Origin of the sequence: Cognatazoarcus halotolerans (genome assembly GCF_009800965.1) — a bacterium.
In the GTDB taxonomy this organism is placed as follows: domain Bacteria; phylum Pseudomonadota; class Gammaproteobacteria; order Burkholderiales; family Rhodocyclaceae; genus Cognatazoarcus; species Cognatazoarcus halotolerans.
This window is the reverse complement of record NZ_WUAF01000019.1, coordinates 18,808-37,261: the sequence shown is the minus strand read 5'-3', so window position 1 is coordinate 37,261 and position 18,454 is coordinate 18,808. Positions and strand designations below refer to the sequence as shown.

Sequence of the window (18,454 nt, the reverse complement as noted above, 5' to 3'; positions counted from 1 at the left end):
GTATAGGTTTATGCGAAAGACGAAGGCGCGATATTCATATCGCAATATGACTATCTTCACGGAGCAGCGACACCTTCCGATAGGCGCCTCCGGCGACACTCTGGACCTCGGTCGATCCGTAGCTCAGCGAACGACGCCAACCGCCAGATAAGAGAGAACCTATCGGAATGCGCGTATCCGGAAATGAGGCCAAAGCCATCCGCGGGAATCCAATCCACCTCTCCCAAGTGAACAACTGCACAAAACCCGTGTGCAGCCTTGTAATGACGCCCTGCCGTGCTAAACCGAGACTGATACACAGTTTTTAACGCTGCGGGATGGACGTCTTGCTGCGGGCGACGGGTTCAACTGCAGGCGAGGGGCGCCTCCAGCCTGCAGAGACGGCCCAGTGTTTGCTGCCCGGCCCGGAAGCCCCCCGCAACCGCTTTACGTAGCTCCGCTGCGCCAACCTGCAGGAGAACGACGCATGAATCGCGTGCTATTCGCCACCTTGCTCATGACCGTCGCGCTGGCGAGCGCCGTGGCAGTCACCGCCAACACCCCGCAGGCTCCGGCCGAAACGCCGCCCCCCGCAACATCGACCGCAGTACCTGCTACGGCAACATCCACCGCGCCGGCCGGCGCGATTCACGCACAGGACGTCCCCTACTACGAGGCCTGCGCACGCGAGGGCCTCAACGAATCGGAATGCGCCGGACGGCTGATCTGGTTCAAGGCGACGGCGGGTAACGACCGCTTCCATACCTATGTTTTCCAGCAGCGCGTCGGCGTGCTGATCGACTGGTTCCGCGTGCTGCGGGCCGATCAGCGCGGTGATCGTTTCAAGGCCTGGGGCGCGATCAACGATCCCGGTTGCTGCACCCCGGGTGACCCGAACTGTCCGGCGAAGAGTCTCGACGAAACCTATGGCCTCGACTGGTGTCCCGGCGACGAGGAACTGCTGCAGTACGTCGGCAAGAACGGCTACCGCGACCCGGCCTGCGACTTCCACGACGCGGCGCTCAAGGCCGAGGACATCCACGGCCCGACCGACCAGCGCCAGTCCGCCTGCGACCTCAAGTTCGGCACCTCAAGCGGCGCACTGGGCATTCGCAAGTTTCCCAACCCGCGCTTCGACAAGGCTGCCTGGGAAAAGCTGAATGGCAGCCTCGGCAGCTGGGAGGGCTACAACAAGCGCATCGCCTCGGCGACCGGCAGCGGCGAGGCCGACCGCTCGCACTTGCAGGACGGCGCGATCGAGCCGCCCTTCCTGATCGGCACCGCCTGCGGCTCCTGCCATATCGCCTTCGACCCGCTCAACCCGCCGGCCGACCCGGCCCATCCCAAGTGGGAGAACATCAAGGGCCTGGTGGGCAACCAGTACACCCGCATCTCCGAAGTCATGGTCTCGGGCATGCCCTCCAACACGCTCGAATGGCAGATGTTCGCCCACGCGCGGCCCGGCAGCACCGACACCTCGGCCATTCCCACCGACCAGATCAACAACCCGGGCACCATCAACGCCCTGATCAACACCGCCCAGCGGCCGACCTTTGCCAACGAATCGGTCATCAAGTGGCGCAAGACCCGCTCCTGCGAGGGTGAGAGCGACGAGACCAAGTGCTGGTGCGAGCCGGGCCGCGACAACAAGTGCTGGAAGCGCAGCCTCGGCACCGAGACGGTGCACCACATCCTCAAGGGCGGCGAGGATTCGATCGGCGCACAGGAGGCGATCCAGCGGGTGTATTTCAATATCGGCTCGTGCTCCGAGCAGTGCTGGATGAACCACCTCACCGACCTGCGCCAGCTCGACCCCACCCAGCGCGGCTTCGGCCAGACGCCCTTCAACATCGGCCAGTGCCGGCGCGACTGCCCCAACTTCCGCGCCATCGAGGACCGCCTCACCAACATCCTCGACTTCTTCCTCTCACCGGAAGGTCACAACGCCGACCTGCGGGTGGCGCGCGAGAACCAGCTGCACGCGATCTCGCCCTCGGTCCAATACACCGAGCAGGACCTGATCTCCGACCTGGAGCGGGAGTTCGGCGCCGGTGCGGTCAACCGCGGCCGCGAGCTCTTCGCGCAGAACTGCGCACGCTGCCACTCCAGCCAGCCCGACACCGCCGGCAACCCGAACGCCGACTTCATGAAGGTGTCGGCCAAGACCGGCCTGCGCGAGGACTGGATGGGCAACGACAAGGCCACGCCGGCCTCCGAGGTCGGCACCTACCGCTGCCGGGCGCTGCATTCCAACCACATGAGCGGCCACATCTGGGAAGAGTACGGCTCGGAGACCCTGCGCGCCCAGCCGCCCGACCCCAACATCCGCGAGCCGGGCGACGGCGGGCGTGGCCACTACCGCAACATCTCGCTGCTCAACCTGTGGGCTCACGCACCCTTCATGCACAACAATGCGATCGGCCCCGAGCTGTGCGGCAATCCCGCCAACAAGGCCAACGATTTCTACGCCCAGCGCCCGCGCTACGTCGATGCCAGCAACATCCGCCTGCTGCCGCCCGACAAGCAGCCGGCCTGCTTCGAGTACGACCCGAGCGTGGCCGGCCGCTTCGAGCTCTACAAGCGCTCGATGGACGAATTGCTCAATCCGGCCAGGCGAATCCCCAAGGTCACCCTGCTCAACCAGGACGTGACCCTGCGCATCGGCCCGAAGCTGTGGGACGGGACCGATCGCGAGACCCTGCTCGGCTTCCAGCTGACCATCCCGCACGAGATTGACGGGCGCGGCGTCACCGCTGGCACACTGGGCAACTTCCAGCACAAGGAATTCGTGGTGGACCTGGTCCGCGCCAAGACCGCGCCGAAGGTGCTCGGCCCGGAGCTCGAGAAGCGCCTCGGCGCCGAGACCGGCAAGAAGGTCTTCGCCGATCTCAAGGCCATCGTCGGTAAAGTGACCAAGCCAAACGGCCTGGTCGACGCGCTCAAGGCGCGGCCCTACCTGGTCAAGCAGGTGTATTCGGCCTGCACCGCCGAGGTCGAGAACGAGGGTCACCGCTTCGGCGAAGACCTGTCCGATGCAGACAAGAAGGCGCTGACCGCCTTCCTCGCCACCCTGTAGGCCGGAGGTCCGCATGAGAACCCTGACGCTCGCCACCTGCTGCACCGCCGCCGCGCTGCTCCTCGCCTGCAGCAATGCCGATGAAAAGGCCCCGGAGATCCCTTTCGCGCCGCACGGCAGCGGCTACGCCGAAAAGCCGGACTTCGCCCAGCTCGAATACCAGCATCCGCTCTCGGTCGAGGATCTCTACAAGATCACCCCGAAGAACCTCGCCAAGCTCGACCAGGAGCGGGTCGACCAGATCTACGCGCGGCTCAGCGCCGGCCCGATTCCGGATGGCCCCTACGAAGGCGACCTGTTCTTTCCCAACGGCGAGAGCGGCAAGCTGCGCCTCTCGGAGATCGCCGGCGGCGGGCTCAGGGGGCTGCTGGTCAATGTCGCCGGCAAGAAGCTCGACCTGATCGGCGAGATCCTGTGGAAGGGCAAGGTGTTCTTCCGCAACGAGCGGGTGCTCCGCAACCGCATCGAGGACCTGTCCATCCTCAAGAAGGCGGGGCTCATAGAGGAGACGCCGGACAACCCGCTCACGAAGATCACGGTGAACGGGCGTGACCAGTGGCTGCTCTTCCCGGCCAAGCTGTATTGCGGCCAGAGCCTGCTCGACAGCCGTCGCGAGTCGATCATCATCGACTACGCCTTTACCGACGAGATTCCCGGCTACCACCCGATGCCCGACAAGATGGCCGGGCGCGACGGTTTCGCGGTGCGCGACGAGATCCGCATGATCCGCCCGGGGCTCTACCTCGGCCGCGCCTACATCGACCGCGCCTTCGTGGTGAATTTCGTGCTCTACAACGAGGTCCACGACAAGGCCGGCAAGGAAGCCTTCATGAAGACCGGCACGGTCCAGGAGGACTGCTGGAGCGGCACCCAGCAGCGCCGCACGATCGTCGCCAAGGCGGGCTGATCAGTACGCCCGGCGGACATGGAAACCGGCCATGAAACCGCGCCCCGCACGCTGGCAGCACTGGACGGCAGGGCTTGCCCTGCTGCTCGGCGCGGCAACGATCGGGGCAAACACCGAGCCTCAAGCGGACAGTGACAATCTGCCGCCGCAGGGACGGGCCTTGTTCGACCGCTATGCCGAAGCCACCGATGGCGGTCGCGCGAGCCGCGCGCCCTATCCGCTGCAACGCCTGCTCGAGCGCATTCGTCGTGACCTCGACCCGGGCGGCCGCGGCGGTGGCCTGTCGACAGTGCTGATCCCGCTGGGCCGCTCGCTGCAACGCCACGCCGCCGAGCCTGGTCAGTATTTCCGATATCCGCGCGCTGTCATCGCGGTCACCGGCGACCCACCAGCCGCTGCGTCGCCGGCCACGCCCTATCTCAAGGACCGCCTCTATCTGGGTTTTCACGAGAAGGCCGAGACACTCGAGATCATCAGCTACAACCCGACGGCCGGGCGCTTCGAGTTCCAGGTGGCGGACGACTACCGGCCCGGCGGCAGTGCGCGACTGCGCTACGCCAACCGCGCGCTGTGCCTCGCCTGCCACCAGAACGCCGCGCCGATCTTCTCGCGCCAGTCGTGGGATGAATCGAGCGCCAACCCGCGCATTGCGGCAGCGCTCGGCGCCGCCGCGGATGATTTCTACCGCCTCGCCTGGCGGGCCGGCGTGGATATTCCGAATGCCATCGATCAGGCCACCGGCCGTGCCAATCTGCTGCCGCTTGCCGCTGCGCTGTGGCAGCAGGCGTGCGGCGCCGGGGCAGCGGGCCGCAACTGCCGGGGCCAGCTGCTGCGACTTGCGCTGCGCCAGCGGCTGGCCGGTGGCGTGGCCCCATCGCTCGAGCTGCCCGGCGTGCAGGCGGAACTGGTCGGCCCGCTGCTGGAGCAGTGGCAGAAGCGCTGGCCGGACGGCATCCCGGTGGGCAATCCGGAGCTGCCCAACCGCCAGCCCTTTGCCGGCCTCGCGCCCGACGCGCCCACCCCGACCGGCGCGGCGCTCGAGCAGGCCGCCGACATCAGCGCCGCCTTCGATCCGCTCGCGCTGCGCCCGCCACTCGAAATCTGGCCCGTCGCGGCCAGCACGATAAGTCGACTGGTGGCGGTGCTGGCGGATGGCTTCTCGACGGCTGACGCAGCAAGGCTCGAAGCGGCGCTGCCGGCCTCCACCGCAAACAACGCGGTACTCGCGCTCGATTGCCATCCTCTCCGGCGCGAAGCCCGGGTAGACCTTTCCTGCACGGGACAAGGCACGACGCTCTCCGCCCGGCTCACCGTGCGAGGAGGCGGACTCGCTGGCGGCACCATCGACCGCATCGCCTTTGCCGACGGCACCTTGCTGCACGGCCTGCCCCTTATTGCGACCGCGGGGTCCGCCCGCACCCTTTCGATCGACGGCGACCGACGCGACAGCTTCGGCGCGCGGCCGATGCGGCTCGATGTCGAAGCGGATTTCAGCCATGCACGGCTCGGCCTGCGCGATGAACTCGCGGCGCTCGACGAGGCGGTCGGGCGCATCGACAAGACCTTGCTCGACCGCCCGCCGCAGCGCGAGGTGCTGCTGCCGGCGCTGCTCGCCGCGCTCGGCCAGCCGGTCGCGCCTGTGGCCACGCCAGCCAGTTATCCGCCGCCCTACAGCGAGCCGCCGCCAGCGCCGGCCGAGGCCCGGGTGAGCGAAGCGCTGCGCCCCTTCGTGCGGCGCTGTGGCCTGTGCCATGCGTCGAAGGAGCGTTTTCCGCCGCCCTTCATGGCCGGCGACGAAGCGGCCATCAGCGCACGGCTGGGTGGCTGCGCCGAGCGCATCGCCTACCGCCTGGCGATGTGGTCGGTGCCTGCCGCGGCCCGCAGCAAGACGCCGATGCCACCCGCGGCGGTGCTGCCCGATGCGCGCTTTGCCGAATCCACCGACCTTGCCGCAATGCGCCGCCATGTGAGCGACATCCTCGCCGCCCGGCCCGCCCCGCTCTCCCCCGAAAGGCTGCTCGCCCGCCAATACGCCAGCCTGCCGCCCTGCCGTCCTGTCCCGCTAGCCTCAGGAGCGCTTCGATGAGTCCCGACAAGAACAACAATCCGATCTCGCCTCAAACGCTGCACTGGTTACGCCAGTTCGGCCGCTTTCTGCTGTGGCTGCCGCTGGTGCTTGCGGTGTGCGCCATCGGCTACGCGATCCAGCGCTTCGGCGCGGACGAGCCGGTGCGCTACAGCGACCCGCTGCAGCACTTCATGTACGGCTCGACCGGGGGCGAGCGCGAATCCGGCTTCCCGTACTGGATCTGGAAGGTCCTGCCGAACGTCTGCCCGCAATACCTGCCGGGCAAGGGCTACCAGTCGGTGGGCATGCTGTTCGAGCCCGGCCGCGATCTGCCGGTTGGCATGTCGATGCGCCGCAACCTCGGGCTCGACCGGGTCTTCCTCAACTGCGCGGTCTGCCACACCAGCACGGTGCGCACCACGCCCGAGGCAACGCCGGTGCTGATCGCCGGCATGCCGGCCCACCGCTTCGACATCCGCGGATTCGAATCCTTCTTCTTCAACTGCGCGGCCAGCCCGAAATTCTCGGCCGAGTTCATCGTGCCCGAAATCGCCGCGGCCAAACCCGACGGGCTGAGCCTGCTCGACCGCTACCTGGTCTATCCGGTGGCGATCTCGATCATGCGCGAGCGCCTGCTGATGCTGCGCGGTCGCTTCGACTTCGTCTTCGGCCAGCCGGAGTGGGGACCCGGCCGTGTCGACACCTTCAATTCCGCAAAGGTGCTTTTCAACTTTCCGATGCACGGCCTGCCGCCGAAGGAACTGCTCGGCGCCTCGGACTTTCCGTCGATCTGGAACCAGGCGCGGCGCATGAAGCGCGACGATGGCCAGCGCATGGAACTGCACTGGGATGGCAACAATACCCACACCGAGGAGCGCAACAAGAGCGCCGCCTTTGGCACCGGCACGACCCCGCCGACGCTCGACCTGAAGGCCGTGGCGCGGGTGGAGGAGTGGCTGCTCACCGCCGCCCCGCCAGCCTGGCCGTGGAAGGTGGACGAAGCCCGGGCTGCGCGCGGCAAGGTGCTCTATGGCGAATACTGCGCAAGCTGCCACGGCGCCAGCGGCCAGGATTTTTCGGGCGCGAAAGTGGGCCATGTCACGCCGATCGCGCAGATCGCGACCGACCGTGCGCGGCTCGACTCCTACACCTATGACCTCGCAGTGAATCAGGCCACGCTCTACGCCGGCTACCCGTACCGCTTCACCCACTTCAGGAAGACCTTCGGCTACGCCAACATGCCGCTCGACGGCATCTGGCTGCGCGCCCCCTACCTGCACAACGGCTCGGTGCCGACCCTGCGTGACCTGCTCGAACCCGCCGCCAACCGTCCTGCGCAGTTCTACCGCGGCGACGACGTGCTCGACCAGACACGGGTCGGATTCGTCTCGGACACCGCCGAGCGGGACGGGCACACGCTCTTCCGCTACGACACCACCCTGCCGGGCAACGGCAACCAGGGCCATGAAGGCCCCGAATACGGGACCGCGCTCGCCTCCGAAGACAAGGATGCGATCGTCGAGTACCTCAAGACCTTCTGATCGCGAGGCCCCGAAATGAGCACTACGACAACGACAGAAAACGCACCCCGCAGCCGCTTCATGCGCACGCTGCGCGCCGCGCTTGCGACCCTCATCTTCCTCGCCGCGGGCGGCGCGGTGTTCGGCTGGTACAAATTCTTCCACGAGGAGCCCCAGCCGGCGTGGATCACCAGCGACCCGGAGATGCGCTTCAAGTACGGCTCGATCGGCGCCGAGAACGACGCCGGCATTCCGTACTGGATCTTCTACGTGCTGCCGCGCATCTTTCCCGACAAGCTGCCGGGACCGGGCGGCTACGCCTCGTTCGGCGTGGCATGGGAAGAAGGGCAGGAGCTGCCGGTCGGCTTCACCAAGAAGGTGGTCGGCTTTCCGCGCGTGGGCAACACCTGTTCGGTGTGCCACACCGCCAGCTACCGGGTCAGCGAGGACAGCAATCCGGTGTTCATCACCGCCGGCCCCAACCACACGCTCGACCTGTGGGCCTTCTTCCGCTTCCTGATCGACTGCGCCCGCGACCCGCGCTTCAACGCCGACAACTTGATGGCCGAGATCAACCTGGTCACCGACCTGTCGTGGGTCGACCGGCTGATCTACCGCTTCCTGATCATCCCGATCACCAAAAAGACCCTGCTCGAGCGCGAGACTCAGTTCGCCTGGCTGTACCGGCCGGACTTTCCGCCCTGGGGGCGCGGCCGCGACGACGCGATGAATCTCACCAAGTACTTCATGATCCGCTGGCCGATGGACGACAGCCTCGGCCCAACCGACATGCCCTCGGTGTGGAACCTCAAGAAGTATCACCCCGAGAAGGGCATGCGCATGAACTTCGCCGGCGACAGCACCGACCCCTATTCGGTGATCATCGACTCGGCACTCGGACTGCTCGGGGCACCGCCAAAGTCCAACGAGGCCTTCCTCAAGCAGATCCGCTGGATGCAGGATTACCTCTCCAACAAGCCCTCACCGCCCTATCCCTTCGCCATCGACCGTCCGCTGGCCGATGCGGGCAAGGCAGTCTTCGATGCCGAGTGCGCGCGCTGCCACGCTTCGGAGCGCACCGGCACAGTGGTACCGCTGGCCGAGGTCGGCACCAGCCGCGACCGCATCGACACCTGGAACGAGCGCGCCGCCGCAGCAGCCAACAAGGTGGTGCGCGACATGGGCATCGAGCGGGCGGGTCTCGTCGAGGCGCCGCTCACCGGCTATGTGGCGGCCTTCCTCGACGGCATCTGGCTGCGCGCGCCCTACCTGCACAACGGCTCGGTGCCGACCCTGCGCGACCTGCTGGAAGCGCCGGACGCCCGGCCCCGGACATTCCGCCGCGGCTACAACGTGTATGACCCGGTACGGGTCGGCTTCGTCACCAGCGGCCCCGAGGCCGAGCGTGTCGGCAGCCTGCACGACACCACCCAGAAAGGCGCCGGCAACGGCGGTCACGATTTCGGCACCCACCTGCCCGACCACGACAAGGAGGCGCTGGTCGAGTACCTGAAGACCCTGTGACACGCCGCGAGCGAGCCGGGGCTTCACGCTTTGCGGAGGACACGTCATGACCCTGACTTCATATCCATCCTGCCTTGCCGGCTTCGCCCTCGCGCTTTCCCTGGCGGGCCCTGTGCCCGCGCATGCGTATGACGACCGCAAGGTCGAACGACCAACCGGCAGCGGTGGCGTCGGCATTGGCATCGATCTTTTCGGCATCTTCGATGCGTTGCGAAACTCCGGAAGCGCACAAGAGACACCGGAGTCCCCACCACTCGCTCAGCAGGGGCCGCAGATCCCCGCGGTGCAATCGATGCTCCGCTGGCGGATCGACGCGGTACTCAAGGGTGGCTGGCCGGTGGTCGTTGCCTACCGGGCCCCGGCGGGAACCGCTTTCGAGTTGAGCTTCGAGGTCGGCGGCGAAACGCCGCTGCGCCGCAGCTTCGAAGGCAGTGCGGACGGCCGGGGCTTCGTGCAGTTCACCCTGCCCGACAACTTTGGCGAGTCGGTCCAGGCGGGCACCGTCAGTTTTCGGGCGATTCGTGCACTGAGCGGCCCGACGCAGTCCGAACCACGCCTGCTCGGCCTCGGCTGCGGACCGCTGGCGGTCGGCTCGGTCGCCATCGACGAAGTGGTTTTCGAGCCCCCGAAGGTACGCATCGGTGCCGGCCAGCAGGCCTTCTACGGCTTCCATTCCAAGTCCGACTTCAACCGCGCGGCGGTGGACTTTGCCAGGCTCGAACGCAGCGGCGGCGAGGTCCGGATGGTCAGGGTGCGCAGCGAAGAGGTCCGCCAGTCGGTTTCGCGCAATGCCTGGGTCGGACGCGAGCCGGCGCTGACATGGAACGGCCAGGACAGCGCAGCAAGCGTATCCCGGGGCCCCCACCTGCTGCTGGTGCGAGCCTGGGCACCGGAGCCCGGCGACTGGGTGATCGCCTGGTCGCCGGATACCGTGACGGTGCTCCCCTGAACACCCTCGCCCGCAACGACCTGCTCGCAGGTCGGCTGCCCGTCTCCGGCGTGGCATTGTGGAGCCTCGTCCTGCTGGCAACGCTGGGCGGACACCTGTGGCTGTGGCGCCTGCCGTTTCCGGTGGAACTCGCCGACAGACCCGTACTTCATGCGCAACCCGACCGGATCCTCAGGATCGAGCGCCCGGACAGCTCGACGAGCCTGCTGCGCTTCGATGGCCGCCCCGGAGAGGCGGTGGACGTGCGCTTCGAGAAAGCCTCGCTGTCGCTGTCAACGCTGGCACTGCTGCGCAGTGTCGGGCTCGACCCACCGGCCGGCGAAGGACCGCTCGAATGGCTGGCCGACGGCGCCGGGGACAGCAAGACCTTCCTGAGCATCGAGTTGCAGGCGCCGGTCGGCGAGAACGCGAGCATCGAGTTCTTCCAATTGACCGAGAGTCTGGGCAGCCGCCCCTACTTCGAACTTCGCCCGCGTGGCGTGGCGCTGCTGCTCACCATGGCGGCTTCGGCCACCGATCCATTCGATCCCGCGACGCCGCCGCGCCGCCTGCAGGCGGGAAACGATCGCTGGCAGGTACCGGCCGGCCTGCCGCTCAGCGTGCGGGTACCTGACGGACAGAGTCTGCGACTGCGCGTCGTCGGTGGCACGCGCGGTCTGCCCTTCACCGGCTTCCGGCTGGGCTCCGATGCGGGTACGGGCGCGCTGCGGATGCGCGCAGCCGGCGTACGGAACCCTGCCCGGAAGGTCTTTGCGGTGTTTGCCTGTTCCGCACGGGAACGCGGTGCCTTCTGGCGGGGCGCCGCGACACTGGCGGGCGGCAATTGCGACCGCGGGCCGGCGCTGCCCACCCTGCGTGCCACCACCTTGACGATCGACGGCAGCGGCATCGGCATCGACGCGCAAGGCACGGCCTGGCTCGCGATCGACGGACGGGCCGACAATCCGCCGCTCACCCGCCTCCTTGCACGAGAACCTCGTCTTGCGGGCAGCCTGCTGGCCATCGATCTCGGCCTCATCGGCATCATGGGCTGGAGTCTGTGGCGCTGGCGCCGGCACGGCGCAGGCATGACCGAGCGTCCCCCCGGCATTTTCATCAGCTACCGGCGTAGCGACGCCGCCGCCAGCGCCCGCCTGATAGAGGAAAGGCTGGCCGAGCGCTTTGGTGCCGACCAGGTCTTCCGCGACATCGAGGACATCGCTCCAGGGGATGAATTCAGAGCCCGTATCGACGCCACGCTGGCTGGCTGCCATGCGGTAGTGGTGGTGATCGGTCCCGGCTGGCTCAACGCGATGCGGGATGGCAAGCGCCGCCTCGACGATCCGGCGGACATCGTCCGGCAGGAGATCGAGGTCGCACTCGAGCGCGGACTGCTCGTCGTCCCAACCTTGGTAGACGGGGCTGCGCTGCCGACTCCCGAAACCCTCCCGGACAGCCTGAAGGCGCTCCTGGACCGGAATGCCCTGGAAGTAACCGATCTGCACTTCGACGCGGACATGCAGCGCCTCGAAGCGTCCATCGCAACGCATCTGGGCGACACTTCCCGATCTGTGCAACAGTAGCGCGAAATCCACACGGGATTCTCGGAACACCTTCTCCATACGCATGAGTATGGAGTGCGACTATAATGCTGGCCGAGCCTGCATCGCAGGATGGATTCTAAAAGGGGAGACTATGAACTTCGACCGGGAATATCAGGACAAACGCATGAACCCTGCCGACGCGGCCGCCCTGGTGCGCGACGGAGACACCGTGATCGTACCAACCGGCGTCGGCGAACCGCCGGCCTTGCTGACCGCCCTGTCGGCGCGTGGCCCGGCGCTCTCGGGTGTGGTGGTGAGCCAGATCCTTCCGCTGCGCAAGTACGACTATTTCAATCCCGAAACCGTCGGCAACATCCGCCACAGTGCCTATTTCTTCGGCGGCCCCTCGCGCCCCGGTGGCCAGGCTGGCTGGATCGACTTCCTGCCCGCCTATTTCTCCGAACTGCCGATGCTCATCGACCGCGGGCTCACGCCGGCTGACGTGGTCTTTTCGATGGCCTCGCCGATGGACGAGCACGGCTACTTCGCCTTGTCCCTCGCCCCCGACTACACCATGGCGGCGATCCGTCGCGCCCGCGCGGTGGTGCTCGAAGTGAACCCCAACGTGCCGAATGCCTTTGGCGACTGCCGGGTACACATCTCGCAGGTCAGCGCGCTGGTCGAATCGGACGAGCCGCTGCTCGAGGTCGGGCTGCCGACCATCGGACCGGTACAGGAAGCGATCGGCAAGTACGTCGCCGACCTGATCGAGGACGGCTCGACCCTGCAGATCGGCTACGGCGGCATCCCCGACGCGGTCGTCATGCAGCTCAAGCACAAGCACGATCTGGGCATCCACACCGAGATGATCGGCGACGGCATCCTCACCCTGATCGAATCCGGCGCGGTCACCAACCGCCGCAAGACCTACCTGCCTGGCAAGACGGTCGCGACCTTCGCACTCGGTTCCCGCCGCCTATACAGCTTCATGGATCGCAATCCGGCGCTCGAGATGCATCCGGTGGACTTCACCAACGATCCTTACCTCGCCGCCAGGAACGACAAGCTGGTGGCCATCAATGCAACGCTGCAGATCGACCTGCTCGGACAATGCGGCTCCGAAAGCCTGGGGGCGACGCCCTATTCGGGCACCGGCGGCCAGGTGGACTTCGTGCGCGCGGCCAATCGCTCGCGCGACGGCAAGGCCTTCATCGTGCTGCCCTCGACGGCGAAGGGCGACACCATTTCGCGCATTGTGCCGAGCCTCAACCCCGGCACCCACATCACCACCAGCAAGAACGACATCAACTACGTGGTCACCGAATACGGCGTCGCCCAGCTGCGCGGCAAGACAGCCAGGGAGCGCTGCGAGGCTCTGATCGCGATCGCTCACCCTGACTTCCGCGGCGAATTGCGCGCCGCCGCGCGGCAGATAAGGGTGATGTGAACCACGCGCGGGCGCCGCCACACCCGGCGGCGCCCGCGCTGCAGCCGCCGTCGTCCGACTGCGGCACCTCCTGTCGTCCTACACGCCAAACAGGCCTGTCCGACAGAGCCTCTCGAGGCGCCCCGCTAAAGTTGAACCATGGATGTCGGATCTATCCGGCATGAACGTTCAATCAACAGACGGAGGCAGCCATGCTCAAATGGGCACTGATCTTCTTCGTGATCTCGATACTCGCCGGCATCTTCGGTTTTACCGGGATCGCGGCCGGAACAGCCGCGATCGCCAAGGTGCTGTTCTTCATCGCGGTGCTGCTGTTCGTGGTCTTCCTGATCCTCGGCCTCACCGTCTTCAAGAGCATCACCTGATCCCGTTTCCCGACAACTTCCAAGAAGGAACACCACAATGAGCAAACGATACAAGACCCTCGCCCTCGCCACCCTTTCCGCCGCCAGCCTGCTGCTCGCCGCCTGCGACAGCGAGCCCTCCGACAAGACCGTCGGCGAGCATGTAGACAAGGCCATCGCGGAATCGCAGCAGAAGATGGATGAAGCGAAGGACGCCATGAAGGATGCCGCCGATACCGCTCAGCACAAGGCCGAGCAGATGGGCGATACGGTCGGCGACAAGGCTGCGAAGATCGGTGACGCGGTGAGCGACAAAGCCGACAAGGTCGGGGACGCGGTCGGTGCCAAGATGGAGCAGGCTGGCCAGGCGATCGATGACGCCACCATCACCGCCGCAGTGAAGGCCAAGCTGGTCGCCGCCGACGACCTCAAGGCCCTCGAGATCAACGTGGACACCGTCGGCGGCGAGGTTACGCTGAGCGGCCTGGCCGCCACCGAAGCCGCGCGCACTCACGCAGAGGCTATCGCCGCCGACGTCAATGGCGTGAAGAGCGTCCATAACAAGCTCGCCCTCAAGAACTGACGCCGAGCCCGCACACCCGACGCCCCCGCTTGGCCGGACCCACCGGCCGCGCGGGGGCGTCTTGCCATGCAGCGGGATCACTCGACGAGCGTGCTGGCGTATTCGCCGCGCGCAGCCAGCCCGGCCTTCAGGTGCGCCACCAGCATCTGCACCTTGGGTGCCAGATGACGACGCTGCGGATAGACCGCCCACACCGCGGTGTTCGGCGGCTGATGGTTCGGCAACAGCGCGCGCAGGGCACCGCTGGCGAGGTGTTCGAGCACGTAGTAGTCGGGCAGCTGGCAGATGCCGAAACCGCGCAGCGCCGCATCGAGCACCGCCTGGCCGCTGTTGCAGCGCCAGCGGCCCTGCACCCGCAGTTGCTGTTCGCGCCCGCCCGCTTCGAAGATCCAGCTGTCGGCGGTGCCGATCAGGCAGTCGTGATGGGCGAGTTCCGACAGACTGTGGGGCGCACCGTGTCGCTCTAAATAGGCCGGCGCCGCACACAGGTACATCACCCGCGGCGCGATGCGCGTGCCGACCAGGCGCGAGTCCGCCAGCCGGCCCAGACGGATGGCAAGGTCAAAGCCGTCCTGCAGGATGTCGCGGGTGTAGTTCGTCAGCTCCATCTCGAGACGCACCTGCGGATGGGCCTCCAGAAAGTCGTTCACCAGCGGCACGATGAAGCGTTCGCCATAGGCCACCGCGCAAGTCATCCTGAGCAGGCCCTTGGGCACGCCGCCCATGTCCTGCACCACGCGCAAGGCCTCGTCGTGACCATCCTGCAGCTGCCGGCAATGCTGCAGAAAGGTGTTGCCGATCTCGGTCAGCGCGACCTGGCGCGTGCTGCGGTAGAAGAGCCGGGTCTGCAGGCGCTCCTCGAGTGCAGCCACCTGTCGGCTGACATGCGATGAAGAGACACCGAGGCGTTCGGCGGCCGCCGAAAAACCGCCACACTCGGCAACCGCCACGAAGGCTTCGATGCCCAACCAACGCTCACTGCGGTCCATGAGTGCCTCCCATTATTGCCACACTGCAACAATGTTTTTTCCATGCACGGATTATCCTCCAGCAGCGAGTTGACTACACTCCATGCACCGATGCGTCCGAGATGGACGTTGCCGCCCCCACTCACATGGAGATCACCATGATCAAATCCCGCGCCGCCGTTGCCTGGGCTGCTGGCCAGCCGCTCGAAATCACCGAAGTCGAGGTCGCCCCGCCCAGAGCCGGCGAAGTGCTGGTGCGCATCGTCGCCACCGGGGTCTGTCACACCGACGCGTTCACCCTGTCCGGCGCCGACCCGGAAGGCATCTTCCCGGCGATCCTCGGCCACGAGGGTGGTGGCATTGTCGAGGCCGTCGGCGAGGGCGTGACCTCGGTTGCGGTGGGCGACCACGTGATCCCGCTCTATACGCCGGAATGCGGCAAGTGCAAGTTCTGCCTGTCGGGCAAGACCAACCTCTGCCAGGCGATCCGCGCCACCCAGGGCAAGGGCCTGATGCCGGACGGCACAACGCGCTTCAGCAAGGACGGCAAGCCGATCTTCCATTACATGGGCACCTCGACCTTCTCCGAATACACCGTGTTGCCCGAAATCTCGGTAGCGAAGATCAGCAAGGACGCGCCGCTCGAGAAGGTCTGCCTGCTGGGCTGCGGCGTCACCACCGGCATCGGCGCGGTGATGAATACCGCCAAGGTCGAGGCAGGGGCGACGGTGGCCGTGTTCGGCCTCGGCGGGATCGGTCTGTCGGCGATCATCGGGGCGGTGATGAGCAAGGCCTCACGCATCATCGGGGTCGACGTGAATCCGTCGAAATTCGAGATCGCCCGGCAGCTCGGCGCCACCGACTGCATCAACCCGCTGGACTACGACAAACCGATCCAGGAGGTCATCGTCGATCTCACCGACGGCGGCGTCGATTACTCCTTCGAGTGCATCGGCAACGTCAAGGTGATGCGCTCGGCGCTGGAGTGCTGCCACAAGGGCTGGGGCGAGTCGGTGATCATCGGCGTCGCCGGCGCCGGCGAAGAGATCTCCACCCGTCCCTTCCAGTTGGTCACCGGCCGGGTGTGGCGCGGCTCGGCCTTCGGCGGCGTGCGCGGCCGCTCCGAATTGCCGGGCTACGTGGAGCGTGCCCAGCGCGGCGAGATCCCGCTCGACACCTTCATCACCCACACCATGGGCCTGGCCGACATCAACCACGCCTTCGAGCTGATGCACGAAGGCAAGAGCATCCGCAGCGTCATCCACTACGATAAGTGAGGCCGCCAATGGACCCCTCGCTCGAACTCGTCGCCAGCAACAAGAGCTTCGGCGGCTGGCACAAGCGCTACCGCCACCGCTCGGCCTCGCTCAACGCCGAGACGGTCTTTGCGATTTACCTGCCCCCACAGGCGGCGTCGAAGCCGGTACCGGTGCTGTACTGGCTGTCGGGGCTCACCTGCACCGACGAGAACTTCATGCAGAAGTCGGGCGCGCAGCGGGCCGCCGCCGAACTCGGTATCGCCATCGTCGCCCCGGACACGTCGCCACGCGGCGCCGATGTACCGGGCGACCCGGATGGCGGCTGGGACTTCGGCCACGGCGCGGGCTTCTACGTGAACGCCACGCAGGCGCCGTGGAACCGCCACTACCGCATGTACGACTACGTGGTCGAAGAGCTTCCGGCGCTGGTGGAAGCACATTTCCCGGTCAGCACGCTACGCAGCATCAGCGGCCATTCGATGGGCGGACACGGCGCGCTGGTGTGCGCGCTGCGCAACCCCGGCCGCTACCGCGCGGTGTCGGCCTTCTCGCCGATCTGCCACCCGAGCGACTGCCCGTGGGGACAGAAGGCCTTTTCGCGTTACCTCGGCGAAGACCGCCACAAGTGGGCCGAATGGGATGCGAGCCTGCTCGTCGCCACCGCCACCGAACGCCTGCCGCTGCTGGTGGACCAGGGCGAGCAGGACGGTTTCCTCACCGAGCAGCTCAAGCCGCAGACACTCGAGGCGGCCTGCGCGGCAGCTGGCCATCCGCTCACCCTGCGCATGCAACCCGGCTACGACCACAGCTACTATTTCATCGCCAGCTTCATCGAGGAGCATCTTCGTCACCACGCCGGCGCGCTCTATCCGCGCTGACGGCCGCGGGCCCGCACACGGGCGCACGCTTGCACCGGCGCGGCCGACAGGCAATCATCGCGATTGCATGATGCTGCGCCGGGGAGACAGCGGATGAAACTGCGACTGCGGTACTACTGGGATCGCCTGCGCACCAGCTACTGGTTCGTCCCCTCGCTGATGCTGATCGCCGCCGCGGCGCTGGCATGGTCCGCGGTCGGCGTCGACAGCCGGCTCGGCGGCGCCGGCGCAGAGCCGGTGAGCTGGGGCTACCTCGGCGACAGCCAGGGGGCCAGCCAGGTGTTGTCGACCATCGCCGGTTCGATGGTGACCATCGCCGGCGTGGTGTTCTCGATCACCCTGGTGGCGCTGTCGCTGGCATCCTCGCAGTTCGGCCCGCGCATGTTGCGCAATTTCATCCGCGACCGGGTCAACCAGGCCGCGCTCGGCGCCTTTCTGGCCACCTTCCTGTATTGCCTGCTGGTGCTGCGTACCATCCAGCACGACCCCCAGGCCACCTTCGTCCCGCATGTCGCGGTCAGCCTCGGGGTGCTACTCGCCATCGCCAGCATCGCGATGCTGATCTTCTACATCCATCATGTCGCCACCCACATCCAGGCCGACACGCTGATCGATGTCATCTATGCCGAGTTGTGTGCGCTGATGGATGCGCTCTATCCCGATCCGATCGACCATGCGAACGCTTCCGCCGATGCCATCGAAGCCGCCCCCGCATTTCATCTCGACAAGGCGCCGGGCAGGATCTGCTCGAACTGCGACGACTATCTGCAGGGCGTCGACACTGACGCGCTGGTGGCCGCGGCGAGTGAAGTCGACGTGCTGGTGAGGGTCGAGCGGCGCCCCGGCGACTATGCCCTGCGCGGTGCCTTGCTGTTGTCGGTGTGGCCGGCCGACAAGCTCGACGAGGGCGCCGCCGAGGCGCTGCGCGGATGCCTCGTCTTCGGCACCCAGCGCACCGCCACCCAGGACGTCGAATTCGCCATCGACCAACTGGTGGAGATCGCCGCGCGCGCATTGTCGCCGGGCATCAACGATCCCTTCACCGCGATCACCTGCATCGACCGGCTCGGCTCTGCGCTCGCGCGGCTCGCGCAGCGTGCCATACCGCCAGCGCTACACACCGACGCGGATGGAAAGCCGCGGCTCATCGCAACGGCCGTAGGCTTTCCGGAGGCGCTCGACGCGGCCTTCAACCTGATCCGCCAGTGCGCACGCGGCAGCGTACCGGTGACCATCCGCCTGCTCGAGGTGCTCGGTGAAATCGAACCCCTCACCGCGCGCCTCGACGATCGTGAAGCACTGCGACGCCACGCCCGCATGATCATGCACAGCGCCGAAGGCGGCCTGCCCGAAGCGGACGACCGCAACGACGCCCAGCGCCGCTACCTCGCGCTCATCACCGCCCTGGGGAGCGCCGCCCGGCGCTGAC

General features: G+C 66.9%; 14 protein-coding genes. 13 read left to right on the top strand and 1 reads right to left on the bottom strand.

What is annotated here, in order from left to right; translation table 11 throughout:
• The first annotated feature begins 466 nt into the window (after positions 1-466).
• The 10 genes from GQB03_RS18880 to GQB03_RS18840 all read left to right on the top strand — a co-directional run bounded on the left by GQB03_RS18880 (position 467) and on the right by GQB03_RS18840 (position 13,920).
• Positions 467-3,055, top strand: a complete 2,589-nt coding sequence (locus tag GQB03_RS18880) for a c-type cytochrome (RefSeq protein WP_235027136.1) — start codon at positions 467-469, stop codon at positions 3,053-3,055.
• A 13-nt stretch (positions 3,056-3,068) separates the two neighbouring features.
• Positions 3,069-3,962: a hypothetical protein gene (locus GQB03_RS18875; protein WP_159692666.1), complete on the top strand. Its 894-nt coding sequence runs from the start codon at positions 3,069-3,071 to the stop codon at positions 3,960-3,962.
• 31 nt (positions 3,963-3,993) lie between these two features.
• Positions 3,994-6,048: a hypothetical protein gene (locus GQB03_RS18870; RefSeq protein WP_159692664.1), complete on the top strand. Its 2,055-nt coding sequence runs from the start codon at positions 3,994-3,996 to the stop codon at positions 6,046-6,048.
• Positions 6,045-7,571: a c-type cytochrome gene (locus GQB03_RS18865; protein WP_159692662.1), complete on the top strand. Its 1,527-nt coding sequence runs from the start codon at positions 6,045-6,047 to the stop codon at positions 7,569-7,571. Before GQB03_RS18870 ends, GQB03_RS18865 begins: the two co-directional genes overlap by 4 nt.
• A gap of 15 nt (positions 7,572-7,586) precedes the next feature.
• Positions 7,587-9,074, top strand: a complete 1,488-nt coding sequence (locus GQB03_RS18860) for a c-type cytochrome (protein ID WP_235027135.1) — start codon at positions 7,587-7,589, stop codon at positions 9,072-9,074.
• A 46-nt stretch (positions 9,075-9,120) separates the two neighbouring features.
• Positions 9,121-10,023 (top strand): hypothetical protein, encoded by a 903-nt coding sequence (locus tag GQB03_RS23325; protein WP_235027134.1) that lies wholly within the window; start codon positions 9,121-9,123, stop codon positions 10,021-10,023.
• 497 nt (positions 10,024-10,520) lie between these two features.
• Positions 10,521-11,585 carry a toll/interleukin-1 receptor domain-containing protein gene (locus GQB03_RS23505; protein WP_327517110.1) on the top strand — a complete coding sequence of 355 codons (1,065 nt, stop codon included), beginning with the start codon at positions 10,521-10,523 and terminating at the stop codon, positions 11,583-11,585.
• Positions 11,586-11,697: 112 nt separating this feature from the next.
• Positions 11,698-12,993, top strand: coding sequence for an acetyl-CoA hydrolase/transferase family protein (locus GQB03_RS18850; RefSeq protein WP_159692658.1), 1,296 nt, complete (start codon positions 11,698-11,700; stop codon positions 12,991-12,993).
• Positions 12,994-13,184: 191 nt separating this feature from the next.
• Positions 13,185-13,358: a DUF1328 domain-containing protein gene (locus tag GQB03_RS18845; RefSeq protein ID WP_159692656.1), complete on the top strand. Its 174-nt coding sequence runs from the start codon at positions 13,185-13,187 to the stop codon at positions 13,356-13,358.
• Between the two features lie 37 nt (positions 13,359-13,395).
• On the top strand, positions 13,396-13,920 hold the full coding sequence (locus tag GQB03_RS18840; protein ID WP_159692654.1) for a BON domain-containing protein: 525 nt from the start codon (positions 13,396-13,398) through the stop codon (positions 13,918-13,920).
• 77 nt (positions 13,921-13,997) lie between these two features.
• Here the strand turns inward: GQB03_RS18840 and GQB03_RS18835 are convergent, their stop codons facing one another.
• Complete coding sequence (locus tag GQB03_RS18835) at positions 13,998-14,909, bottom strand: LysR substrate-binding domain-containing protein (protein WP_159692652.1); 912 nt, start codon at positions 14,907-14,909, stop codon at positions 13,998-14,000.
• Between the two features lie 137 nt (positions 14,910-15,046).
• Between GQB03_RS18835 and GQB03_RS18830 the strand changes: the two genes are divergently transcribed.
• The 3 genes from GQB03_RS18830 (at position 15,047) to GQB03_RS18820 (ending at position 18,453) form a co-directional block, all read left to right on the top strand.
• Positions 15,047-16,165, top strand: coding sequence for an S-(hydroxymethyl)glutathione dehydrogenase/class III alcohol dehydrogenase (locus tag GQB03_RS18830; RefSeq protein ID WP_159692650.1), 1,119 nt, complete (start codon positions 15,047-15,049; stop codon positions 16,163-16,165).
• A gap of 8 nt (positions 16,166-16,173) precedes the next feature.
• On the top strand, positions 16,174-17,025 hold the full coding sequence (fghA, locus tag GQB03_RS18825) for an S-formylglutathione hydrolase (protein ID WP_159692648.1): 852 nt from the start codon (positions 16,174-16,176) through the stop codon (positions 17,023-17,025).
• Between the two features lie 93 nt (positions 17,026-17,118).
• Positions 17,119-18,453, top strand: coding sequence for a DUF2254 domain-containing protein (locus GQB03_RS18820; protein ID WP_159692646.1), 1,335 nt, complete (start codon positions 17,119-17,121; stop codon positions 18,451-18,453).
• Position 18,454 lies beyond the last annotated feature (1 nt).